Below are 22,678 nucleotides of genomic sequence, written 5' to 3'. Positions count from 1 at the left end.
TCTGCAGCATACATAACGCTACAAGGTGTTTTCTAATTTATGAGTTACGCATTGGAATTAGCGCAATTGACCAAGACCTACGCAGGTGGCGTCAAGGCATTGCGCGGTATCGATCTTCGCGTCGAGGCCGGGGATTTTTATGCCCTGTTGGGGCCAAACGGCGCAGGGAAATCCACCACCATCGGCATTATCAGCTCACTGGTCAACAAAACGTCCGGCACGGTGCGGGTATTTGACTTTGATATTGATAAAGACATCGTCAACGCCAAACGCCAGCTTGGCCTGGTGCCCCAGGAGTTCAACTTCAACCCGTTTGAAACTGTGATGCAAATCGTCGTCAATCAGGCGGGATACTACGGCGTTACGCGCCGTGAAGCGCTGAATCGCGCCGAAAAGTACCTCAACCAGTTGGATCTGTGGGGCAAACGCAACGAGCGCGCGCGCATGCTGTCCGGCGGGATGAAACGCCGGCTGATGATCGCCCGTGCGCTGATGCATCAGCCGAAGCTGCTGATCCTCGATGAGCCGACCGCCGGGGTGGATATCGAACTGCGCCGCTCCATGTGGGGCTTTTTGAAAGAGCTGAACGTGCAGGGAACCACCATTATCCTGACCACCCACTATCTGGAAGAGGCCGAAATGCTGTGTCGTAACATCGGTATTATTCAGGGCGGCCAACTGGTGGAGAACACCTCGATGAAAGCGTTGCTGGCCAAGCTGAAGTCGGAAACCTTCATCCTCGATCTGGCGGCCAAAAGCCCCTTGCCGAAGCTGGAGGGCTATCGCAGCCAATTACTGGATACCTCGACCTTAGAGGTGGAAGTAATGCGCGAGCAGGGGCTGAACGCGCTGTTTAGCCAACTGAGCGCCCAGGGCATTCAGGTGCTGAGTATGCGCAACAAGGCCAACCGGCTGGAAGAGTTGTTTGTCACGCTGGTTAACGGCAATGGAGGGAAAGCATGACGCGTTTATACTGGGTGGCATTGCAAAGCATCTGGGCGAAAGAGATCCACCGCTTCGCGCGCATTTGGGTACAGACGCTGGTGCCGCCGGTGATCACCATGACGCTGTACTTTATCATTTTCGGCAACCTGATTGGTTCGCGCATCGGCGATATGCATGGCTTCAGCTACATGCAGTTTATCGTGCCGGGGCTTATCATGATGTCAGTGATCACCAACGCCTATTCCAATGTGGCTTCCTCGTTTTTCGGCGCCAAATTCCAGCGCAACATTGAGGAACTGCTGGTTGCGCCGGTGCCCACCCATGTGGTGATCGCCGGTTACGTCGGCGGCGGCGTGGCGCGCGGGATCTGCATCGGTATTCTGGTTACCGCTATCTCGCTGTTCTTTGTGCCGCTGCATGTGCACGCCTGGTGGGTGATTGCCGCAACGCTGCTGCTGACGGCGATTCTGTTTTCGCTGGCCGGGCTGCTGAATGCGATTTTTGCCACCACCTTTGACGACATCAGCCTGATCCCGACCTTTGTGCTGACGCCGTTGACCTATCTGGGCGGGGTGTTTTACTCGCTGACGCTGTTGCCGCCGTTTTGGCAGGCGGTGTCCAAACTGAACCCGATAGTGTATATGATCAGCGGCTTCCGTTACGGTTTCCTCGGCATTACTGACGTACCATTGGCGCTGACTTTATTGGTGCTGGTGGTGTTTATTGTGGTGTTTTACCTGCTGACCTGGTATCTGATCGAGCGTGGCCGCGGCCTGCGTTCATAACTGGTGAAAGGCCGGGAAACGGGCGCCGGAGCAACTGGCGCCCGTGAGGATCAGGCAACCTGTACCGGCACGGCTTTCGCTTTGCGCAGCAGGGTGTTTTCGCCTTCGAAGTAGGCCACTTTCGGATGGTGCTGGCGTGCATCGGCATCGCTCATTTGTACATAAGAGCAGATGATCAGTTTGTCGCCCACGCAGGCACAGCGTGCGGCAGCGCCGTTGACCGAAATGATGCGCGAGCCGCGCTCGGCGGCGATCGCATAGGTGGAAAAACGCTGGCCGTTGTCAACGTTGTAAATATCAATGGCTTCATATTCCAGGATCCCGGCGGCTTCCAGGAAGTCCTGATCGATGGCGCAGGAGCCTTCATAGTGCAAGTCAGCCCGAGTCACTTTCACCCGATGCAGCTTGCCTTGCAGCATTGTACGTATCATAGCTTTTAAACCTAACTGGACGTCGGCCCTTGCGGGCGACTGGGGTTGAACATCTTCCTGCATCCCTGCCATACCCTTCATCCTTCAGGCTGCGTCTTTGTTGGCTACGTCAACGCGTCCTGGTCACATAGCTCTCTATGGCCCGGGAACTTACTGACTTGCCGCCGCGATGCAACATGAATGATTTTGTGTATTACGCTCGTTGCCGATAAGCCCGGGCACGCCTGGCACCGCCCGGGGCAACCGCTGTGCAAATGGCTTACAGCGTTAAATCGACCTGCTGGTTGTCAATCAGGCGCGCTTTGCCAAGCCAGGCCGCCATCAGAATCACCGCGCGTTTGCTTTCCACCGTGAGCGGTAGCAATGTGTCTGCATCGCGGATAAACAGCTCGTCCGGGGTGAACCCCACCACGCGTAGTTTATAGGCGGCCTGCTCCAGCAGTTCATCAATTTGCCGCTCGCCGTTGCCGAGCCGCTCGGCCAGGTCGTTCATGATCTGGTTAAGCTGCGGGGCAGTTTTGCGTTCTTCGGCGCTCAGGTAGCCATTGCGTGAGCTGAGCGCCAGGCCATCCTGGGCGCGGACAATCGGCACGCCGATGATATCAATATCGTAGCCCATGTCCGCCACCATTTTGCGGATCAGCATCAGTTGTTGGTAATCCTTTTCGCCGAAGCAGGCCAGATCCGGCTGCACCAGATTGAACAGCTTGCTGACGATGGTGGCCACGCCGCGGAAGTGGCCGGGGCGGCTGGCGCCTTCCAGCATGGTGGAGATCATCGGCACATCGACGTAGGTTTGGGTCTCCGAACCCTGCGGGTATACCTCGGCGGGCGTGGGTGAAAACACCAGATCAACGCCGCGGCGCGTCAGTTTCTCGCAGTCTTCCTGCAACGTGCGCGGGTAACGCGCCAGATCGTCCGGACGATCGAACTGCATTGGGTTGACGAAGATGCTCACCACCACCACATCGCCGCGTGCGCGCGCTTCATCAACCAGCGTCATATGGCCTTCGTGCAGGTTCCCCATGGTGGGCACCAGCGCAATTCGCTTCCCCTCTTGGCGCCAGCGCCGAACGTGTTGGCGCAGCATCGGCAGCGTTTCGATAATCAGCATTGCATAACTCCGTTACGGGCCTTTTCAGGCCCGGGCAGGCCAATTAGCCTGCGGCAAGATTAATTAAAAGAGTGTTCCGGCCCAGGGTAGCTGCCCTGTTCTACTTCATGAATATACTGCTGCACCGCCGTGCGCATATCGCCGCTCTGCGCCAGGAAGTTTTTGGCGAACTTGGGCGTGTGGCCGCCGGTAATGCCGAACGCATCGTGCATCACCAGAATCTGGCCGTCGGTGGTGTTGCCCGCCCCAATGCCAATGACCGGGATGGTGAGCTGTTCGGTAATTTTGCGCGCCAGTTCGCTGGGAACACATTCCAGCACCAGCAACTGCGCGCCGGCCAGCTCCAGGTTTTGCGCGTCTTCCAGCAGCTGTTTGGCCGCCAGTTCGTCGCGGCCCTGAACCTTATAGCCACCAAAAATATTCACGGATTGTGGCGTCAGGCCAAGGTGGCCGCAAACCGGCACGGCGCGTTCGGCCAGCATTTTCACCGTATCGCACAGCCAACTGCCGCCTTCGATTTTGACCATATTGGCGCCGGCGCGCATCAGCTCGGCGGCATTGGTAAAGGTTTGCTCCGGGGTGGCGTAGCTCATAAACGGCAGATCGGCCAGCAGCAGGCAGGCCGGTGCGCCGCGGCGCACCGCGCGGGTGTGGTAGGCGATGTCGGCGACGGTGACAGGCAGCGTGGAGTCATGGCCCTGCAGCGTCATCCCCAATGAATCCCCAACCAGCAAAACGTTAATGCCTTGCTCTTCAAACAGCTTGGCAAAACTGGCATCGTAGGCCGTAAGGGTAGCGAACTTGCGCTGTTCCTGCTTCCACTGGCGCAGATGGGTTATGGTGGTGGGTTTCATCACAACGTCTCCTGAATAGGGGCGCATGGCGTCAGCCTGGCCCCCGACTACAAAAAAAGTGCGGTCATTCTACTGTAAGCCTTACGGGGTGGGTAGCGCAGATCATGATGCTTAAGCGCTTCTTAAGAAATGGATGCTGTAATAAAGCAATGAATGGTGAATAAGGATATGCATGAGAATTCTGCTGATTGAAGACGACACGCTGATCGGCGATGGCATCAAAGCCGGCCTGACCAAGCTCGGTTTCACCCTGGACTGGTTCACCGACGGCGTGGTGGGCAAGCGCGCACTGGCCAGCGCGCCCTATGATGCGGTAATCCTCGATCTTAGCCTGCCGGGCCTTGACGGGCTGGACTTGCTGCGCGCCTGGCGCCAGGCCGGCCATGACGTGCCGGTCTTGATTCTTACCGCCCGCGATGCGCTGGAACAGCGCCTCAGCGGTTTGCAGAACGGTGCGGACGATTACCTGTGCAAACCCTTCGCGCTGGCGGAGGTGGCGGCGCGCCTGCAGGCGCTGATCCGCCGGCGTCACGGGCAACTGATGCCGCAGTTAGCGCACGGCAACGTGGTCTTCGACAGCGCCGCCCGCAGCGTTAGCGTTAATGGGGAACCGGTGGCGCTGACGCCGCGCGAGCTGGCGGTGCTGGAACTGTTCTTGCACAACAAAGGGCGGGTGCTGGCGCGGCCGTTGATTCAGGAAAAGCTCTACGCCTGGGACGATGAGGTGAGCAGCAACGCGGTGGAGGTGCATATTCACCACCTGCGGCGCAAGCTGGGCAGCGGTTTTATCCGCACGGTGCACGGCGTGGGCTACACCTTGGGGGCGGCTGAATGAAACGTTGGAGCCTGCGGCTGCGGCTGATCGTTATTTTCGGCCTATTGGCGCTGGTGACCTGGTGCTGCGCCAGCCTGGTGGCGTGGAAGATCACGCGTGATAACATCAACGAAGTGTTCGACACCCAGCAGATGCTGTTTGCCAAACGGCTGGCTACCGCCAACCTGGGCGATCTGCTGGCCAGCGAGCAGGTGCGCAGCCTGCCGCAGACCAAGAGGCTGGTGCGCAACGGAAAACGGGGTGAACAGGATGACGATGCGCTGGCCTTCGCCATTTTCGACCGCCAGGGCCACATGCTGTTGCATGACGGTGAAAACGGCGCCGACGTGATGTTTGATGAGCGCAACGACGGGTTTATCGTTGGTCGCCTAAAGGACGATGACGATGCCTGGCGGCTGCTGTGGCTGACCAGCCCCGATGGCCGCTATCGCATCGTAGTGGGGCAGGAGTTGGAGTACCGCCAGGATATGGCGCTGGATATGGTGACCGGGCAACTGCTGCCGTGGTTGATCACCTTACCGATTCTGATGCTGTTGATCGCCTTGATTGTGGGGCGGGAACTGCGGCCGCTGCGCGCCGTGGCTGCCGGGCTGCGCCAGCGGGCGCCGGATGATGCGGCGCCGATCGACGCCCGGCAGGTGCCAACGGAAGTGCGCCCGCTGGTGGACGCGCTCAATACGTTGTTTACCCGTATCAACACCATGTTGGTGCGCGAGCGCCGCTTCACCTCCGACGCCGCCCATGAACTGCGCAGCCCGTTGGCGGCGTTGCGGGTGCAGGCTGAAGTGGTGCAACTGGCCGGTGATGATGTGCCGGTGCGTATGCATGCGGTAGAAAACCTGATGGTCAGTATCGACCGCGCCACACGCTTGGTGGACCAATTGCTGACGCTTTCGCGGCTGGATTCGCTGTCGGATCTTGAGCCGCTGGAGCCAGCCGACTGGTGCCAACTGGTGCCGGCGGCGCTGGCCGAGCAGGAGCGGTATGCCAACAGCCGGAGTGTTGCATTGCACTATCAGCCGCAGGGCTCGCCGAAGCCGCTGCCAGGGCAACCGCTGCTGCTGTCGTTGCTGGTGCGCAATCTGGTGGATAACGCGCTGCGCTATACGCCGGTGGGCGGCCGGGTTACGGTCACGTTGAATGAAGGGCAACTGCAGGTGGCGGATAACGGGCCGGGGGTGAGTGCGGAGCAGCTTGCCAGGTTGGGCGAGCGTTTTTACCGGCCGCCGGGGCAGGTGCAGAACGGCAGCGGATTGGGCTTATCGATAGTGCAACGTATCGCCGCATTGCATGGGCTGACAATGCGTTTTACTAACCGCACGGAAGGGGGCTTTATTGCTACGGTGGTGTTCCCGAGGCGCGGCTAGCCGGCCCAAGATCACTCGCCGGGCTGGTGCCATAGCTGCATGCCGTTTCGCGGCACACGCTTCAGGCATTCGGTCAGTGGCGTGCCGTCGGGCAGCACCAGAGCCGGTGCGATCTCGGCCAGCGGGTAGAGCATAAACTCACGTTCTTTCAGGCCATAGTGCGGCACCGTCAGCCGTTCAGTGGCGATTTGGTTATCGCCATACAACAGCATGTCCAGATCGAGAGTGCGCGGCCCCCAGCGCTCGTCTTTGCGCACCCGCCCCTGGTTGAGCTCAATGTGCTGGGTGTGATCGAGCAACTGCTCGGCGGGCAACCGGGTATCCAGCGCCACCACCGCATTGAGGAAATCAGGCTGGTTTTGCGGCCCCAGCGGCTTGGTGCGATAAAATGACGAACACACGATCAGCCGGGTTTGCGGAATGTGCGCCAGCGCTTCCAATGCCGCATTCGCCTGTTGCAACGGCTGCGCCTGGTTGCTGCCGATCGCAACATAGACGCGGATCATTATTCGCCTTCTTTACGCGGCGCACGGCGGCGTGGCCGGCGTTGGCGTGAACGGCGCGGCGCCGGATCGTCGCCCAGCGTACTGAGCATGCTTTTCTGCTGCGCAGCCGTGGCAGCCTGGAATTCGCCCCACCAGTCGGCCAGGCGTTGCATTTCCGGGTTGTTTTCCACCTGGGCGCGCAGCGCCAGCAGATCGTAAGCCGCGCGGAATTTGGGGTGCTCCATCAGTTTGTGGGCACGTTTACCTTGGCGGCGTGACAAACGCAGCTGTAATTGCCAGATATCACGCACCAGCGTGGTAATGCGTTTTGGAATCGCCAGCGAACGGCACTGCTCATCCAGTACGTCGTTCATGGCCAGCGCGAAGGCATCGTAATAGGCCAGCCCGCTTTCCTGCGCCAGCTTCTGCGCGTGCTCCAGCAGCGGATACCACAGCATGGCCGAGAACAGGAATGCCGGGTTGACGCGCATGTTGTTCTGCAAGCGGTGATCGGTGTTTTTCAGCACCTGGATCAGGATGCGCTCCATCGGCGTATCGTGGTTCGGCGTGAAGTTGCGCGCGATTAACGGGAACAGCGGCTGGAACAGCTGGTATTCACACAGCTTCAGATAGGTCGGTAGCCCGTAGCCGGCCTGCAGCAGCTTGAGCGACTCTTCAAACAGGCGCGCCGGCGGAATCTCGTGCAGCAGGGCGGCCAGGCGAGGGATCGGCTCCGCGGTTTCTTCGCTGATGGTCATATCCAGCTTGGCGGCGAAGCGCACCGCCCGCAGCATGCGTACCGGATCTTCCCGATAGCGGGTTTCCGGATCGCCGATCAGGCGTATCACGCCGGCTTGCAGATCGCGCATGCCGCCGACGTAATCGCGCACCGTGAAGTCCGCCACGCCGTAATACAGGCTGTTGATGGTGAAGTCGCGGCGCTGGGCATCTTCTTCGATCGAACCAAAGATGTTGTCGCGCAACAGCATGCCATTTTGCGCCTGCTGGGATGAATTCTTATCGTGCTCCTGGTCTTGCTCCAGGTGCTGTTCATGGTGGCCACGGAAGGTGGCCACTTCGATGATTTCCGGCCCGAACATCACGTGCGCTAGGCGGAAGCGGCGGCCGACCAGACGGCAGTTGCGGAACAGCTTGCGCACCTGTTCCGGCGTCGCATTGGTGGTGACGTCGAAATCTTTGGGCTTTTTGCCCAGCAGCAAATCGCGCACGCCGCCGCCGACCAGATAGGCTTCAAAGCCTGATTTATTCAAGCGGTACAGCACCTTCAGTGCGTTATCGCTGATGTCTTTGCGTGAAATGGCGTGCTGATCGCGGGGGATGACGGTCATTGAGCCGGCGCTTTCGCTGACGGGCGGCTGCGGGCGTTTTGCCGGCGCAGTGCGGCGACGCGGGGCTTCTTTGCTGCTTTCGATGGCGCGCGGCGGCTTGGCAGCCGGGCGGGGTTCGCGAGCTGCGTTTTTATCGCTGGCGGGCGATTGTTCGCCTGCCGGCTTGTCATCGCGGATTAGTACCTTACGGCAGAAATTGGCTACTCGGGTAAAAATGGTACACCTCGATAGTGACTGATAAAAATGGCGCTAATAAAAAATAGCGGCTAATCATAGCTCACCATGGCGCCTTTGAGAATGCTGATGTGGCTTTATCCAGGGGAATGGCCTTCTGGCGCGGGATGCTTTCCAGCGCCCAATGGTCCACTGCCCAGCTCAATAATAACGGCAGGTCAAGATCTTGCCAGCTTTCCGGCAGCGGTTGGCGCAGAAATTTCAGCGCTGCAACCAGCACCGGGCGTGGATCGCCCGCCGGTAGCGCCGGAGCATGGTTTTGCTTGGAGAGTTTCAGCCCGTGTTCACCCAGCGCCAGCGGCAGGTGCACGTAGGCCGGCACCGGTGCCTTTAACTGCCGGTAAAGGGCGATCTGGCGGACGGTGGGTTCGATCAGATCGGCGCCGCGGACAATTTCACTGACGCCCTGCGCGTGATCGTCCACCACCACCGCCAGGTTATAGGCAAACAGGCCATCGCGGCGGCGGATGATAAAGTCCTCTTGCGCCAATGCCGGATCGGCCAGCAGTTCGCCCTGCAGGCGATCGTGGAAGCGGTATACCGGATTGGTCTGGTGCAGGCGGATTGCCGCACCCTGTGGGCCAAGCTGCAGATTGCGGCAGTGGCCGTCATACAGCCCGCCGGTTTGTTGAATGCGGCTGCGGGTACAGGTGCAGTAATAACAGAGCCCTTGCTGCCGAAGCCACGCTAAGGCGGCGCGATAGGCGTCGTGGCGCTGGGATTGGTAGAGCACCGGGCCGTCCCAATGCAGGCCGTAGTGTTCCAGTGTAAACAGGATGCTGTCGGCGGCGCCGGCGATTTCACGGGGGGGATCGATATCTTCAATACGCAGAAGCCACTGCCCATGTTGCGAGCGGGCTTGTAAATAGCTTCCCAAGGCGGCAATCAGTGAACCGAAGTGCAGATCCCCGGAAGGCGATGGAGCGAAACGCCCCACATAATGATGTTCAGACATAGTTGGAAAAGGCCGTTACCTCATGATGCGGCGCGCCGTTAAGCGCGCCGCAGGGTAACGTGATTAGCCGGCCATCTGCTTTTCGCGGATCTCGGCCAACGTTTTGCAATCAATACACAAATCGGCAGTTGGGCGCGCCTCAAGGCGGCGAATGCCGATCTCCACGCCGCAAGATTCGCAGTAGCCGAAATCTTCGTCTTCCACTTTCTTCAGCGTTTTTTCGATCTTTTTGATCAGTTTGCGTTCACGGTCACGGTTACGCAGTTCGAGGCTGAACTCTTCTTCCTGAGCGGCACGATCGACCGGATCCGGGAAGTTGGCAGCTTCATCTTGCATATGCGAGACAGTACGGTCCACTTCGTCCCTGAGCTGGTTGCGCCATGCTTCAAGAATACGCTTGAAGTGCGCCAACTGGGCGTCGTTCATGTACTCTTCGCCCGGCTTCTCTTGATACGGCTCCACCCCAGCGATGGCGAGAATGCTCAAGGACGAGGTTTTACGGTTTTGCCCTTCTTGCATGTTGCTTCTCCTACATACACACGCACTATCGAATCCCCAATGCGGGGGAAAAACAGGCCGCTATAAATAACAGATGGTGAGGGGGTTGGCAATTATTCCTGTCGCCTGCTTGACAATGGTGTGAAGGAAGGCGTATTTGGCGGCGTAATATCTCTCTTTTACATTATTAATGCCGGGCATTATTAACCGGAAAATAATGGCACTTTACCGCCAAGAGATAGGCCGCCGGGCGAGACATCGGCCCCGTAACACACCACTTCCACCCCCGACTGCTGAACCTGAGCCAAAAGCTCTGCATAATGCGCATCTATATGATGTGCCGGGGCAACCTGCGTGATGCCGGTATGCAAAACGGCAAAAAACAGCACCGCTCGTTGCCCGTCAGCCGCCATGTTTTGCAACTCCCGCAGATGCTTCTGCCCCCTGAGCGTTACCGCATCAGGAAAGTAACCACGGTTGTGTTGCAATAATGTGACCGACTTGACTTCAATATAGCAGTTAACCCGGTTTTCCGCTTGTAATAACAAATCGATACGGCTGCTTTCACTGCCGTATTTGACCTCACCGCTGATTTTACTGTAACCGGATAATTCCGGAATACGGTTTTGCTCGATCGCCTCACGCACCAGGCCGTTTGCCCGCATCGTGTTGACGCAGATCCAGTCGCCCTGCTGGGTGTGAGTCAGTTCCCAACTGTGCGCATATTTGCGTTTAGCATTATCCGAAGTGGAGTACCAGACGGTATCGCCCGGCGTCGCGCAGCCCGTCATGGCACCGGTGTTGGCGCAGTGCAGGGTGAAGGTTTCCCCTTGCGGGGTCACGACATCGGCCAGAAAGCGTTTATAGCGCTTGATCAGCGTGGCGGGTTGCAGCGGTGGGGTGAATTTCATGTGTTTCCTGCGTTGTTCAGCGGCCATTGGGCCAGCTCGTGGTAGCGTGTGCGCCCGTTTTCAAAGATGGACTGGCAAAGGGAAAAATGGTCGGCCTGGTAAGCCCAGCCGGGCGTTGCCGGTGGGATCGCCACCGGTTGGTTGGCGGCGCGCAGTAAGGTGATATGGGGGTGAAACGGCAAAGGGCTTTGGTAACAGCCGCTGCGCGCCGCCTGTGAGCGCAGCATCTCCGCCAATTGCAGTAACCCGCGCGGCGCGTGTTTGGCGCCAAGCCAAACCACGCCGGGGCCGGGCCAATGGCCGAGATCGTCCAGCACCAGCTTGAACTGGCGTTGGCGAATGCGGCCCGCCAGCGCTTGCAGCGCCGCTTCTTTTTGCGCGCTGATCTCGCCAAGGAACGCCAGCGTCAGGTGCAGGTTTGCCGCCGCGACCGGCCGGCCGGCCTCTGCGGCAAACGCGCCGGCCCGCCAGCGGACGATCTGCTGTTGCAGCGAAGCCGGCAGCGGCAGTGCAAAAAACAGACGGCGTGAGTTGGACATGGAACCCCGGTAAATGAATGAAACGCTGGGCGTAATGCTACAATGTGCGCCATTTAATGTTAACCATCCCCTTCACCTTTCTGGCAACGGCGCCTGTGCCGCCATCAGGTGTTGGGAGGAACCCAGGGAGAATGCTGTGTCTTCACTGCCCGTCAGCGAGGTCGTCGATGAGATCTTGGCCGCGCTGCAATCCGCTCCGCAGGTGCTGCTGCACGCGCCGACCGGCGCCGGTAAATCTACCTGGTTGCCGCTACAGATACTGGCGCGGGCCAACCTGCCCGGGCGCATTATCATGCTGGAGCCACGGCGGCTGGCGGCGAAAAACGTGGCTTATCGGCTGGCGCAGCAGTTGGGCCAGGAGGTGGGCCAAACCATTGGCTACCGTATGCGCGCGGAAAGCAAAAGCGGGCCCAACACCCGGCTGCTGGTGGTGACTGAAGGCATTCTGACGCGGATGCTGCAGCAGGATGCCGAACTGCAAGGGGTCTCCTTGGTGATCCTGGATGAATTCCATGAGCGCAGCCTGCAAGCCGACTTGGCGTTGGCGCTGTTGCTGGATGTTCAGCAGGGGCTGCGTGACGATCTCAAACTGCTGATCATGTCGGCGACGTTGGACAACGCGCGCTTATCGCAGTGCCTGCCGGCGGCGGCAGTGGCGGTGTCGCAAGGGCGCAGCTTCCCGGTGGCGCGCCAGTATCATCCGCTTGCCAGCCATCAGCGTTTTGAAGACGGCGTGGCCAATGCCGTTAAGCGTCTGCTGGCTGAGCAGCACGGTTCGCTGCTGCTGTTTTTGCCGGGCGTGGGGGAGATCCACCGCGTGCTGGAGCGGCTGAACGGCGAACTGGCGGCGGATACCGAACTGTGCCCGCTCTACGGCGCGCTGCCGCAGGCGGAACAACAAAAAGCGATCCAGCCCGCCGCAGCCGGGCGGCGCAAGGTGGTGTTGGCGACCAACATTGCCGAGACCAGCCTGACTATCGAAGGGATCCGCCTGGTTGTGGATAGCGGCTTGGAACGCGTGGCGAACTACGATCAGCGCACCGGCCTGACGCGGCTGGTGACGCAGCGTATCAGCCAGGCTTCGATGATCCAGCGCGCCGGCCGGGCAGGGCGTCTGGAACCGGGCATCTGCTGGCACCTGTTTGCCAAAGAGCAGGCGGAACGCGCCCCGGAACATGCGCAGCCGGAGATATTGCAAAGCGAACTCACCGGTTTCTGGCTGGAACTGTTGCAATGGGGCTGCCATGACGCGGGCCAGCTCACCTGGCTGGATGCTCCGCCGGCCAGCGCGCTGGCGGCCGCCCGGTGCTTGCTGCACGATCTTGGCGCGGTGGATGCCGGCGGCAAGCTCACCGCCAACGGGCGGCAGATGGCCGCGCTGGGGTGCGAACCCCGGCTGGCGGCGATGCTGCTGGCCGGGGCGCAGTTAGGGGCGGATGGGCTGGCGACGGCGGCGTTGCTGGCGGCGTTGCTCGAAGAGCCGCCGCGTTCAGGCCAGGCGGATATCGGCTACTGGTTAAGCCGCCCGCAGCCGCACTGGCAGCGCCGCGCTGCGCAGTTGGCCAAGCGCGTGGCGCAGCGCGCTGGGCAGGTAGATGTCGATCTGGCGCCGCGCCTGTTGGCGCAGGGTGCGAGCGATCGCATCGCTCAGCAACGCGGCCAGGACGGGCATTATCTGCTGGCTAACGGTTTTGGCGCCGCGTTAGAGCGTGATGAGGCGCTGTCGCGTGCGGCCTGGCTGATCGCGCCGGCGCTGCTGCAAGGGGCGAACAGCCCGGAAGCGCGCATTCTGTTGGCGTTGCCGGTGGAGATAACGGCGCTGGCGGCGGAACTGCCGGGGTTGGTTTCACAACAGACGGCGGTCGAGTGGGATGAAGAAAAAGGCACGCTGCGCGCCTGGAGGCGCCAGCAAATCGGCCGTTTGACGCTGCGGGCGCAGCCGCTGGCCAAGCCCGCCGATGAAGAGCTGCAGCAGGCGCTGCTGGCGTGGGTGCGGGCGCAGGGGCTGGCGGTGTTGAATTGGGATGCGGCCGCCGAGCAACTGCGGGCCCGGCTGCAGTGCGCCCGTCAATGGTTACCGGAGGCGGCGTGGCCGGCGGTGGACGACGAGGCGCTGTTGGCGGCGCTTGAGCAGTGGCTGTTGCCCTCACTCACTGGCGTGCGCGATTTGCGCGGCCTGAAGCAGGTGAATATCGCCGAGGCGCTCAGCCGCCTGTTGGACTGGTCGCAAAAACAGCGGCTGGATAATGCGCTGCCCACTCATTACACTGTGCCAACCGGTAGCCGTCTGCCTATCCGCTATCATGTTGATAAACCGCCGCTGTTGCCGGTTCGCCTGCAGGAGATGTTTGGCGAACGCAGCAGCCCGATGCTGGCGGAAGGGCGCATCGCTGTGGTGCTGGAGTTGCTTTCGCCGGCGCAGCGGCCGCTGCAAATCACCGGCGATCTGGCGGCGTTTTGGCAAGGCGCCTACCGGGAAGTGCAGAAAGAGATGAAAGGGCGTTACCCGAAACACGTATGGCCGGATGATCCCGCCAACGCGGCGCCGACGCGGCGCACTAAAAAATATCAGTAAGATAATTCAGATGTTTCTTCTGTTCAGCGGCCGGGCGCAGGAACAGATTAAGCGACAAGATGATGGCCAGCAGAGCCGCAAGCGTGGAGAACGACAGCAATGGCTGGGGATGACCGCGAACCGATTGGGCGCAAAGGGAAACAACCGAAACGCAGTACGCCGCGCAGGCCACTGCGTCGTCGCAGAGACGACTACGATGATTACGAGGAAGACGAGTATCAGGATGAGTATGACGATGATGAGAAGGATGACGAGGAGGCGCCGATGTCACGTAAGGTAAAAGCGGCCCCTCCGCGTAAAAAACGCCGTTGGCTCGGGCTGATAATCAAACTGTTGCTGGTGATTGCCGTGTTGGTGGCGATTTACGGCGTGTATCTCGACTCCCAGATTCGTAGCCGCATCGACGGCAAGGTATGGCAACTGCCGGCGGCGGTTTACGGCCGGATGGTCAACCTGGAGCCGGGCATGCCGTACAGCAAAAACGAAATGGTCAATCTGCTGACGGGCATGCAGTACCGCCAGGTCACCCGGATGACGCGCCCTGGCGAATTCACTGTGCAGGCCAACAGCATCGAGATGCTGCGCCGCCCGTTTGATTTCCCGGATGGGAAAGAAGGGCAAATCCGTGCGCGGCTGTACTTCCAGAACAACCGTTTGTCGAAGATCGAGAACCTGGATAACCAACGTAGCTTTGGCTTTTTCCGGCTCGATCCTCGCCTGATCACCATGCTGCAATCGCCGAACGGCGAACAGCGCCTGTTCGTGCCGCGCGCCGGCTTCCCGGATCTGCTGGTGGATACCTTGCTGGCGACGGAAGATCGCCATTTCTATGAGCATGACGGCATCAGCCTGGGCTCGATCGGCCGCGCGCTGCTGGCAAACCTGACTGCCGGCCGCGCGGTGCAGGGGGGCAGCACCTTGACGCAGCAGTTGGTGAAAAACCTGTTCCTGACCAACGAACGTTCGCTGTGGCGTAAGGCGAACGAAGCCTATATGGCGCTGCTGGTGGACTATCGTTACAGCAAGGATCGCATCCTGGAGCTGTATCTGAACGAGGTGTACCTGGGCCAGAGCGGCAGCGATCAGATCCGCGGTTTCCCGCTGGCCAGCCTGTATTACTTCGGCCGCCCGGTGGACGAATTGAGCCTCGATCAGCAGGCCCTGCTGGTGGGCATGGTGAAAGGTGCTTCGCTATATAACCCGTGGCGCAATCCACGGCTGGCGTTGGAGCGCCGCAACCTGGTGCTGAAACTGTTGCAAAACCAGGGGGTGATCGACGCGGAGTTGTACGACATGCTGAGCGCGCGCCCACTGGGCGTGCAGCCGAAGGGCGGCGTGATTACACCGCAGCCGGCCTTTATGCAACTGGTGCGCCAGGAATTGCAGGCCCGGCTGGGCGATAAGGTGAACGATCTGTCCGGTGTGAAAATCTTCACCACGCTGGATCCGGTATCGCAGGATGCGGCGGAAAAATCGGTGGAAGACGGCATTCCGGCATTGCGCGCGGCCCGCCACGTCAGCGATCTGGAAGCGGCGATGGTGATTGTCGATCGTTTCAGCGGTGAGGTGCGCGCCATGGTGGGCGGGGCCGAGCCGCAGTTTGCCGGCTTTAACCGCGCGATGCAGGCACGCCGCCTGGTGGGCTCGCTGGCGAAGCCGCCGACCTACCTGACCGCGTTATCCGAGCCGGACAAATATCGCCTGAATACCTGGCTGAGCGATCAGCCGGTAAGCATCAAATTGCCGAACGGCACGAATTGGCAGCCGAACAACTACGATCGTCAGTTCCGCGGCAAGGTGATGCTGGTGGACGCGCTGGCCAACTCGCTCAACGTGCCAACGGTCAACCTGGGGATGTCGGTGGGGCTTGATCAGATCAGCGCCACGCTGCAGCGCCTGGGGATACCGAAAAGCGCCATCAACCCAGTGCCTTCGATGCTGCTGGGGGCAATCGGCCTGACGCCGATGGAAGTGGCGCAGGAATACCAGACCATTGCCGGCCTGGGGAACCGGGCGCCGTTATCGGCCGTGCGTTCAGTGATTGCCGAAGACGGCACCGTGCTGTACCAGAGCTTCCCACAGGCAGAGCGTGTGGTGCCTGCTCAGGCGGCATACCTGACGCTGTACGCCATGCAACAAGGTGTAGCGCGTGGTACGTCCCGTTCGCTGTCGGTGAAGTTCCCGAATTACCACCTGGCGGCCAAAACCGGTACCACCAACGATTTGCGTGACAGCTGGTTCGCCGGCATCGACGGCAAGGAAGTGGCGATCGCTTGGGTAGGGCGCGACAATAACGGCCCGGCCAAGCTGACGGGCGCCAACGGTGCCTTGACGCTGTATCGGCGTTATCTGGAAAACCAAACGCCGTTGCCACTGATGCTGCAACCGCCGGAAGGCATCAGCCAAATGGGCATCGACTCTGCCGGCAACTTCCTCTGCGGCGGTGGCAGTTGGCGCACGATCCCTGTCTGGACAGACAACCCGCAGGGAATGTGCCAGGCCAGCCAGGCTGAAGTGCAACAGCAGCAACAGGCACAGCAGCCAGCGCAGCAGCAACAGCAGAATGAGCACAAAGACAGCGACGGCGTTGCCGGTTGGATTAAGGACATGTTCGGCCAGTAAGCGCCATCCACCCTGTTGTGCGTATCAGGCCCGTAGCGAATGCTACGGGCTTTTTTTATTTTTTTTCAGTTGGATACAGCATCATTATGCTCCGCGTTTGCTCGCGTGCCGCTGCCGGCCCAAATATTGTTCAGTTATTATTCTCCCCGAATGAACAAGATGATATGCTTATAATAATCATTATTATTAGCATTATTGTGGTTTTTATCTGGGGGAGTTGAAGAATGCCGAACAAACGCCTGGTTTTAGCGCATACCCGCAAAAGGAAAAATGGTTTGCGGGGCGTCGCGTTAGCCGTCGCTGCTGCAGTAGCCGGCCCTGCCTTTGCGGCGCAGAGCACCGTGGACAATAGCGAAACGCTCACGGTTGTCGGCAGCGATGCGTCGCAGGAGAGCGCCTGGGGGCCGGTAGGCACCTATGTGGCCAGGCATAGCGCCACCGGGACGAAAACTGATACGCCGCTGGAAAAAACGCCGCAGTCGGTTTCCGTGGTGACGCGTGAAGAAATAGAGATGCACCAACCGGTTTCGGTGAAAGAAGTGCTGGGCTATACGCCGGGGGTGATGGTGGGCACGCGCGGCAGTTCCAATTCCTATGATGCGCTATCGATCCGCGGCTTCACGGAAGTCAACACCAACCAGTACCTGAATGGCCTCAAGCTGCAGGGGGATAACTACTCTGAAGCGAAAATCGACCCCTACATGCTGGAGCGTATAGAGGTGCTGCGCGGCCCGATTTCGGTGCTGTACGGCAAAAGCAATCCTGGCGGGGTGGTTTCCCTGGTCAGCAAGCAGCCGACCACCGAAACCCTGCGTGAAGTGCAGTTCCAAATGGGCACCGATAACTTATTTTCCACCGGCTTTGACTTCGGCGGAGCGCTGGATGACAGCGGGGTATACTCCTATCGCCTGACCGGGTTGGCCAGCAGCGCCGACAGCCAGCAGGAAATGGCGAAGGAAAAACGTTATGCCATCGCACCGGCCTTTAGCTGGCGGCCGGATGATAAAACCACCTTGACCTTCCTGAGCTATTTCCAGAATGAGCCCGACGCCGGCTTCTACGGTTGGCTGCCACGGCAGGGCACCGTGGTGCCCTATACCGATGCTGAAGGCAACCAGCATAAGTTGCCGACCAATTTCAACGAAGGCGAGGCCAGTAATACGTTGGCGCGTAAGCAGAAAATGGTGGGCTACAGCGCCGAGCACCAGTTCGATGATGTCTGGACGGTGCGCCAGAACCTGCGTTATATGCAAATCGACAGCGATTATAAAGCGGTGTACGGCAACGGCTACAGTGTGCCCGCCACGCTGAACCGCGCCTATGCCCAATCGCAGGAAAAGTTGAACAGTTTTACCGTGGATACCCAGGCCCAGGCGAAGTTCCGCTACGGCGACGTTGACCATACCCTGTTGCTGGGGGTGGATTACATGCGCATGCGTAACGACATCAATGCCTATTACGGCACCGCCAGCAGCCTCAACATGCTGGCGCCTGACTATGGCAACCCGAATATCGTGCTGAACTACCCGTATAAAATGCTTAACCGGCAGGAACAAACCGGTCTGTATGTGCAGGATCAGGCTGAGTGGAACCACTGGGTGCTGACGCTCGGCGGCCGTTACGACTGGGCGACCACTTCGGCATATAATCGCTCTACACTGAGTACGGTAGAAAAAAATGATGCGCAGTTCACCTGGCGTGGCGGGCTGAACTATTTGTTTGATAACGGCATTGCACCGTACTTCAGCTACAGTGAATCTTTCCTGCCGACGCCGGGAACCGATGCGTTAGGTCAACCTTTTGATGCCTCCCGGGCCAAACAGTACGAAGCCGGAGTGAAGTATATCCCGCAAAATCTCCCCATTACGCTGACGGCGGCGCTTTACCAACTGACCAAAACCAAAAATCTGACGGCGGATCCGGACCCAGATCATGCCGGCTTTAACGTACAAGGCGGCGAGATACGCGCGCGCGGCGTCGAACTGGAAGCCAAAGCCGCCCTGAACGCCAATATCAATTTGACCGCGGCCTATACCTATACCGACGCCGAGTATACTCACGACAACACTTACCAAGGCAACACTCCGGAGCAGGTACCGGCCCATATGGCATCGCTCTGGGCGGACTACACCTTCAACGAAACGGCGTTTAGCGGCCTGACGGTCGGCGGCGGTGTGCGCTATGTCGGCAGCTCACAGGGCGATACCGCCAACAGTTTCAAAGTGGCCAGCTACAGCGTGGTTGACGCCGCCGTTAAGTACGATTTGGCGCGTTTCGGGCTGGCCGGTTCTTCCGTTGGCCTTAATGTGAAAAACCTGCTCGATCGTGAATATGTCGCCAGTTGCTACACTGATTATGCTTGCTACTGGGGCAGCGATCGCCAGGTGGTAGCTACCGCAACCTTCCGTTTCTAATTGATAACCGGGCGGCACCATGCCGGCCCGGTAAAAACAGGGCTTATGCAGGATACACATCATCACGAAGCGCGATTTTCACTGGCCGAGGTGAGCTTCGCCGTGGCGGGGCGCGTGCTGTTGCAGCCGCTGTCGCTGGCCTTTCCACCAGGCCAGGTCAGCGGGCTGATCGGCCATAACGGTTCCGGTAAATCCACGCTGTTGAAAATTTTGGGCCGCCACCAGCCGCCCAGTAGCGGCCTGGCGTTGCTCAATGATCGGCCGCTTGCCCAGTGGGGCAACAAAACCTTTGCGCGCCAGGTGGCCTATTTGCCGCAGCAATTACCCGCTGCGGAAGGGATGACGGTGCGTGAACTGGTCGCGGTGGGGCGCTATCCGTGGCATGGCGCGTTGGGGCGTTTTAGCGCCGACGATCGCCAACGGGTAGAAGAAGCGATTGAGCTGGTTGGTTTGAAGCCGTTTGCCAACCGCCTGGTGGATAGCCTTTCCGGCGGCGAGCGCCAGCGCGCCTGGCTGGCGATGCTGGTGGCGCAAGACAGCCGCTGCCTGTTGCTGGATGAACCCACATCGGCGCTGGATATCGCCCATCAGGTCGAGGTATTGGCCCTGGTGCAGCGCCTGAGCCATCAGCGCGGGCTGACGGTGATTGCCGTGTTGCACGATATCAATATGGCGGCGCGCTATTGCGATCGGCTGGTGGCGCTGCGTGCGGGCGCGATGATCGCGCAAGGGGCGCCGCTGGAACTGATGCGTGCGCCAGTGCTTGAACAGATTTACGGCATCCCGATGGGAACGCTGCCGCACCCCAGCGGCGGGGCGCCGGTGAGCTTTGTTTATTGATGGCTGATTATCCACAAGACCCTTTGCGCCGCCGCCTGTTGGCGGCGTTGGCGCTGTCTCCGCTGTTTTATGCCTTGCCGGGGCGGAGCGACACGGCACCGGATCTGGCGCGCATTGTGGCGTTGGAATGGCTGCCGGTTGAGCTGCTTTTCGCGCTGGGCGTTATGCCGATGGCGGTGGCTGATATTCCCAACTACAACCGCTGGGTGGCTTCGCCCCGCCTGCCGGCGGCGGTGGTAAACGTCGGTATGCGCACCGAGCCCAACCTGGAATTGTTACAGCAACTGCGCCCTTCGCTGCTGCTGCTTTCGCAAGGCTATGGCCCTGCGCCGCAGGCGCTGCGGCCGATCGCCCCCAGCATGGCGTTTGGCTTTAACGATGGCAGCGGCAAGCCGTTAACCGTGGGTATGCGCTCATTGCGCGAGCTGGCGCAGCGCCTGGGGCGGGAGGCGAAGGCCGAGCAACATTTGGCGCAGTTTCATGCTTTTGTGCAAGGGGCGCGCCAACGGTTACAGGCTTATACCGAACAGCCGTTGCTGCTGTTCTCGCTGCTGGACACCCGCCATGCGCTGATCATGGGGCAAAATAGCCTATTCCAGGACGTAATGGACAGATTGGGGATCCGCAATGCCTGGCAAGGGGAAACCAACTTTTGGGGCACCGCAGTAGTGGGGATTGAACGCCTGGCCGAAGTGAAGCAGGCACGCGCCATTTATCTCGATCACCATAACCCGGCGATGTTCACGCGCGTTAGCGCCACGCCGCTCTGGCAGGCATTGCCGTTCGTGCGGCAGAATCAGCTCCGGCAGGCGCCTGCGGTATGGTTTTATGGCGCTACGCTATCCGCCATGCGTTTTTGCCGTCTGTTGCAACAGGTGCAGGAGCGCCGCCAATGAGTTCACGTTTGCGTCTGTTCCCTTTAGCTGCGCTGTTGCTGCTGCTGGCTGTTTCTGCCGGCCTGACGGTTTACAACCTGTGCCAGCAACTGCCAGTGGCGCTATGGCGGCAGGGGTTCTTTGCGCCCAATGTTGATGACATTCGCCAGATGCTGTTCCACTACAGTCTGTTGCCGCGGCTTTGTGTTTCTCTGCTGGTGGGGGCGGGATTAGGGCTGGCCGGCGTGCTGTTTCAGCAGGTATTGCGTAACCCGCTGGCAGAACCGGCAACGCTGGGCGTCTCCGCCGGCGCTCAGCTTGGCCTGACGGCTGCAACGCTGTGGCTGTTGCCGGGCGGCGAGCTCACCCGGCAATTGGCGGCGATGGTCGGTGCAGTGGTGGTGGGCGTGCTGGTGTTCGGTGTGGCCTGGGGCAAGCGGATGTCGCCGGTGACGCTGATTCTGGCCGGGCTGGTGCTGGGCCTGTATTGCGGCGCGGTAAACAGCCTGCTGGCGCTGTTTAATTACGATCAACTGCAAGGCGTATTTCTGTGGGGCACCGGCGCCCTGAACCAGCAGGATTGGTCGACGGTGGCGTTTCTGCTGCCGCGCTTGCTGATCGCACTGCTGCTGGCGTTGCTGCTGCTGCGCCCGTTAACGCTGCTTGGGCTGGACGACGGCGTGGCGCGCAATCTGGGGTTGGGGCTGAACGCCGCCCGTCTGGGCGCTCTGGCGCTGGCGATTATTTTCAGCGCCATGTTGGTGAATGCCGTTGGGGTGATTGGCTTTATCGGCCTGTTTGCGCCGCTGATGGCGAAAATGCTCGGCGCGCGCCGTTTGTTGCCCCGTATGCTGCTGACGCCGCTGCTGGGTGCGTTGCTGCTGTGGCTGACCGATCAGATCATGATCTGGCTGACGCAGGTATGGCGCGAAATCCCGACCGGTTCCGCCACTGCGTTGATCGGCGCGCCCTTGCTGCTGTGGCTACTGCCGCGCTTGCGCACCCATGCGCTTCCTGCGCCAATGGTTCTGGGTAACAACGTGCAGCAAGAACGGCGACATCTGCCGCTGTGGTGCGCCGGGGGCGCAGGGCTGCTACTGGCGACGCTGGCTTTGGCATTAACGTTGGGGCAAAACGCCGCCGGCTGGCACTGGAGCCTGGGCGCCGAGTTGGAGGCGCTGTTGCCATGGCGTTGGCCGCGCCTGGCCGCGGCGTTAGCGGCGGGCATGATGTTGGCGGTAGCCGGTATGTTGATTCAGAAGTTGACCGGCAACCCGATGTCCAGCCCGGAAGTGCTGGGCGTCAGTTCCGGCGCGGCGTTCGGCGTGGTCGTCATGCTGTTCATGGTACCGGGCGATGCCTTTGCCTGGCTTTTGCCGGCCGGCAGCCTGGGGGCGGCGGCTACGTTGCTGCTCATTATGCTGGCCGCCGGCCGCGGCGGGTTTTCAACCGAGCGGATGTTGTTGGCCGGTATTGCGCTCAGCACGGCGTTTTACGCCGCCATGTATTTGCTGCTCGCCAGTGGCGATCCGCGCCTGGGTGGGCTGTTGACCTGGCTTTCCGGTTCGACCTATAGCGTGGGTACAGCGCAAGCGCTGCGCACGCTTGGGGGGGCTGTGGTGCTGATGGTGTTGGCGCCGCTGTGCCGCCGCTGGCTGGTGATTTTGCCATTGGGCAGCTCGACGGCACGTTCACTGGGGCTGGCGTTGGCGCCGGCCCGCCTGGCAATCCTGCTGCTGGCTGCAACCTTGACCGCGATGGCCACGCTGACCGTCGGGCCGTTAAGCTTTATCGGCCTGATGGCGCCGCATATGGTGCGGATGCTGGGTTTCCGCCGCGCGATGCCGCAAATGGTCACGGCCGCATTATTGGGGGGGCTGCTGATGGTGGTGGCAGACTGGTGCGGGCGGATGATGATGTTTCCGTATCAGCTCCCAACCGGGTTGCTGGCGACGTTTATTGGCGCGCCTTATTTTGTTTATCTGCTGCGTCGACAGTCGTTTTAATGGAGAAAGGGCAGGGTGCCCGTTATCACTCGGTTTAACGGCTA

At 60.3% G+C, this 22,678-nt stretch carries 19 protein-coding genes; 10 read left to right on the top strand and 9 right to left on the bottom strand.

Annotated features, from left to right (window positions below; all coding sequences use genetic code 11):
- Positions 1-39: 39 nt before the first annotated feature.
- Positions 40-963: an ABC transporter ATP-binding protein gene (locus AC559G_RS04145; RefSeq protein ID WP_279024796.1), complete on the top strand. Its 924-nt coding sequence runs from the start codon at positions 40-42 to the stop codon at positions 961-963.
- Positions 960-1,730, top strand: a complete 771-nt coding sequence (locus AC559G_RS04140; RefSeq protein ID WP_346081145.1) for an ABC transporter permease — start codon at positions 960-962, stop codon at positions 1,728-1,730. Before AC559G_RS04145 ends, AC559G_RS04140 begins: the two co-directional genes overlap by 4 nt.
- Positions 1,731-1,780: 50 nt before the next feature.
- Here the strand turns inward: AC559G_RS04140 and panD are convergent, their stop codons facing one another.
- The 3 genes from panD to panB form a co-directional block, all read right to left on the bottom strand.
- Positions 1,781-2,161: an aspartate 1-decarboxylase gene (gene panD / locus AC559G_RS04135; protein WP_498911513.1), complete on the bottom strand. Its 381-nt coding sequence runs from the start codon at positions 2,159-2,161 to the stop codon at positions 1,781-1,783.
- A gap of 259 nt (positions 2,162-2,420) precedes the next feature.
- The gene (gene panC, locus AC559G_RS04130; protein ID WP_498911511.1) at positions 2,421-3,275 is read right to left on the bottom strand and encodes a 4-phosphopantoate--beta-alanine ligase; all 855 of its coding nucleotides are present in this window, start codon (positions 3,273-3,275) and stop codon (positions 2,421-2,423) included.
- Between the two features lie 59 nt (positions 3,276-3,334).
- Positions 3,335-4,129 (bottom strand): 3-methyl-2-oxobutanoate hydroxymethyltransferase, encoded by a 795-nt coding sequence (gene panB, locus AC559G_RS04125; RefSeq protein WP_498911509.1) that lies wholly within the window; start codon positions 4,127-4,129, stop codon positions 3,335-3,337.
- A 172-nt stretch (positions 4,130-4,301) separates the two neighbouring features.
- On the opposite strand from panB, the gene qseB reads away from it, so the two are divergent.
- On the top strand, positions 4,302-4,964 hold the full coding sequence (gene qseB / locus AC559G_RS04120; protein ID WP_279024803.1) for a quorum sensing response regulator transcription factor QseB: 663 nt from the start codon (positions 4,302-4,304) through the stop codon (positions 4,962-4,964).
- A complete protein-coding gene (gene qseC / locus AC559G_RS04115; RefSeq protein ID WP_498911507.1) occupies positions 4,961-6,331 on the top strand; it encodes a sensor histidine kinase family protein in 1,371 nt (456 codons plus the stop codon). Before qseB ends, qseC begins: the two co-directional genes overlap by 4 nt.
- Positions 6,332-6,342: 11 nt before the next feature.
- On the opposite strand, the gene folK is transcribed toward qseC, so the two are convergent.
- The 6 genes from folK to thpR form a co-directional block, all read right to left on the bottom strand.
- Complete coding sequence (folK, locus tag AC559G_RS04110) at positions 6,343-6,837, bottom strand: 2-amino-4-hydroxy-6-hydroxymethyldihydropteridine diphosphokinase (protein WP_498911505.1); 495 nt, start codon at positions 6,835-6,837, stop codon at positions 6,343-6,345.
- Positions 6,837-8,381: a polynucleotide adenylyltransferase PcnB gene (gene pcnB, locus AC559G_RS04105; protein ID WP_498911947.1), complete on the bottom strand. Its 1,545-nt coding sequence runs from the start codon at positions 8,379-8,381 to the stop codon at positions 6,837-6,839. The genes folK and pcnB overlap by 1 nt, the downstream gene beginning before the upstream one ends.
- Before the next feature lie 61 nt (positions 8,382-8,442).
- Positions 8,443-9,354, bottom strand: coding sequence for a glutamyl-Q tRNA(Asp) synthetase (gluQRS, locus tag AC559G_RS04100; RefSeq protein WP_498911503.1), 912 nt, complete (start codon positions 9,352-9,354; stop codon positions 8,443-8,445).
- Positions 9,355-9,417: 63 nt separating this feature from the next.
- Positions 9,418-9,873, bottom strand: coding sequence for an RNA polymerase-binding protein DksA (gene dksA, locus AC559G_RS04095; protein ID WP_095847315.1), 456 nt, complete (start codon positions 9,871-9,873; stop codon positions 9,418-9,420).
- Between the two features lie 182 nt (positions 9,874-10,055).
- Positions 10,056-10,763, bottom strand: a complete 708-nt coding sequence (gene sfsA, locus AC559G_RS04090; RefSeq protein WP_498911501.1) for a DNA/RNA nuclease SfsA — start codon at positions 10,761-10,763, stop codon at positions 10,056-10,058.
- Entirely contained in the window at positions 10,760-11,302 is a 543-nt protein-coding gene (thpR, locus tag AC559G_RS04085) for an RNA 2',3'-cyclic phosphodiesterase (protein ID WP_438596998.1), read from the bottom strand. Before thpR ends, sfsA begins: the two co-directional genes overlap by 4 nt.
- Before the next feature lie 136 nt (positions 11,303-11,438).
- Here thpR and hrpB point away from each other — a divergent pair, with 136 nt between their 5' ends.
- The 6 genes from hrpB to fhuB all read left to right on the top strand — a co-directional run bounded on the left by hrpB (position 11,439) and on the right by fhuB (position 22,634).
- Positions 11,439-13,877 carry an ATP-dependent RNA helicase gene (gene hrpB, locus AC559G_RS04080; RefSeq protein WP_498911499.1) on the top strand — a complete coding sequence of 813 codons (2,439 nt, stop codon included), beginning with the start codon at positions 11,439-11,441 and terminating at the stop codon, positions 13,875-13,877.
- Between the two features lie 99 nt (positions 13,878-13,976).
- The gene (gene mrcB / locus AC559G_RS04075; RefSeq protein WP_498911497.1) at positions 13,977-16,499 is read left to right on the top strand and encodes a penicillin-binding protein 1B; all 2,523 of its coding nucleotides are present in this window, start codon (positions 13,977-13,979) and stop codon (positions 16,497-16,499) included.
- Positions 16,500-16,723: 224 nt separating this feature from the next.
- On the top strand, positions 16,724-18,913 hold the full coding sequence (gene fhuA, locus AC559G_RS04070; RefSeq protein ID WP_498911495.1) for a ferrichrome porin FhuA: 2,190 nt from the start codon (positions 16,724-16,726) through the stop codon (positions 18,911-18,913).
- 45 nt (positions 18,914-18,958) lie between these two features.
- Entirely contained in the window at positions 18,959-19,753 is a 795-nt protein-coding gene (gene fhuC, locus AC559G_RS04065) for an ATP-binding cassette domain-containing protein (protein ID WP_498911493.1), read from the top strand.
- Entirely contained in the window at positions 19,753-20,649 is an 897-nt protein-coding gene (fhuD, locus tag AC559G_RS04060; protein ID WP_498911491.1) for a TroA family protein, read from the top strand. The genes fhuC and fhuD overlap by 1 nt, the downstream gene beginning before the upstream one ends.
- On the top strand, positions 20,646-22,634 hold the full coding sequence (gene fhuB, locus AC559G_RS04055) for an iron ABC transporter permease (RefSeq protein ID WP_498911489.1): 1,989 nt from the start codon (positions 20,646-20,648) through the stop codon (positions 22,632-22,634). The genes fhuD and fhuB overlap by 4 nt, the downstream gene beginning before the upstream one ends.
- The last annotated feature ends 44 nt before the right edge of the window (positions 22,635-22,678 follow it).

Origin of the sequence: Gibbsiella greigii, from assembly GCF_039540155.1 — a bacterium.
GTDB lineage: Bacteria > Pseudomonadota > Gammaproteobacteria > Enterobacterales > Enterobacteriaceae > Gibbsiella > Gibbsiella quercinecans.
This window is presented reverse-complemented; position numbering and strand designations above follow the sequence as displayed.

Excerpts from the sequence above, each read along its gene's own strand:
- AC559G_RS04145 (WP_279024796.1), top strand. The coding sequence starts at position 40 with ATGAGTTACGCATTGGAATTAGCGCAATTGACCAAGACCTACGCAGGT.
- AC559G_RS04140 (WP_346081145.1), top strand. The coding sequence starts at position 960 with ATGACGCGTTTATACTGGGTGGCATTGCAAAGCATCTGGGCGAAAGAG.
- panD (WP_498911513.1), bottom strand. The coding sequence starts at position 2,161 with ATGATACGTACAATGCTGCAAGGCAAGCTGCATCGGGTGAAAGTGACT.
- panC (WP_498911511.1), bottom strand. The coding sequence starts at position 3,275 with ATGCTGATTATCGAAACGCTGCCGATGCTGCGCCAACACGTTCGGCGC.
- panB (WP_498911509.1), bottom strand. The coding sequence starts at position 4,129 with ATGAAACCCACCACCATAACCCATCTGCGCCAGTGGAAGCAGGAACAG.
- qseB (WP_279024803.1), top strand. The coding sequence starts at position 4,302 with ATGAGAATTCTGCTGATTGAAGACGACACGCTGATCGGCGATGGCATC.
- qseC (WP_498911507.1), top strand. The coding sequence starts at position 4,961 with ATGAAACGTTGGAGCCTGCGGCTGCGGCTGATCGTTATTTTCGGCCTA.
- folK (WP_498911505.1), bottom strand. The coding sequence starts at position 6,837 with ATGATCCGCGTCTATGTTGCGATCGGCAGCAACCAGGCGCAGCCGTTG.
- gluQRS (WP_498911503.1), bottom strand. The coding sequence starts at position 9,354 with ATGTCTGAACATCATTATGTGGGGCGTTTCGCTCCATCGCCTTCCGGG.
- dksA (WP_095847315.1), bottom strand. The coding sequence starts at position 9,873 with ATGCAAGAAGGGCAAAACCGTAAAACCTCGTCCTTGAGCATTCTCGCC.
- sfsA (WP_498911501.1), bottom strand. The coding sequence starts at position 10,763 with ATGAAATTCACCCCACCGCTGCAACCCGCCACGCTGATCAAGCGCTAT.
- thpR (WP_438596998.1), bottom strand. The coding sequence starts at position 11,302 with ATGTCCAACTCACGCCGTCTGTTTTTTGCACTGCCGCTGCCGGCTTCG.
- mrcB (WP_498911497.1), top strand. The coding sequence starts at position 13,977 with ATGGCTGGGGATGACCGCGAACCGATTGGGCGCAAAGGGAAACAACCG.
- fhuA (WP_498911495.1), top strand. The coding sequence starts at position 16,724 with ATGCCGAACAAACGCCTGGTTTTAGCGCATACCCGCAAAAGGAAAAAT.
- fhuC (WP_498911493.1), top strand. The coding sequence starts at position 18,959 with ATGCAGGATACACATCATCACGAAGCGCGATTTTCACTGGCCGAGGTG.
- fhuD (WP_498911491.1), top strand. The coding sequence starts at position 19,753 with ATGGCTGATTATCCACAAGACCCTTTGCGCCGCCGCCTGTTGGCGGCG.
- fhuB (WP_498911489.1), top strand. The coding sequence starts at position 20,646 with ATGAGTTCACGTTTGCGTCTGTTCCCTTTAGCTGCGCTGTTGCTGCTG.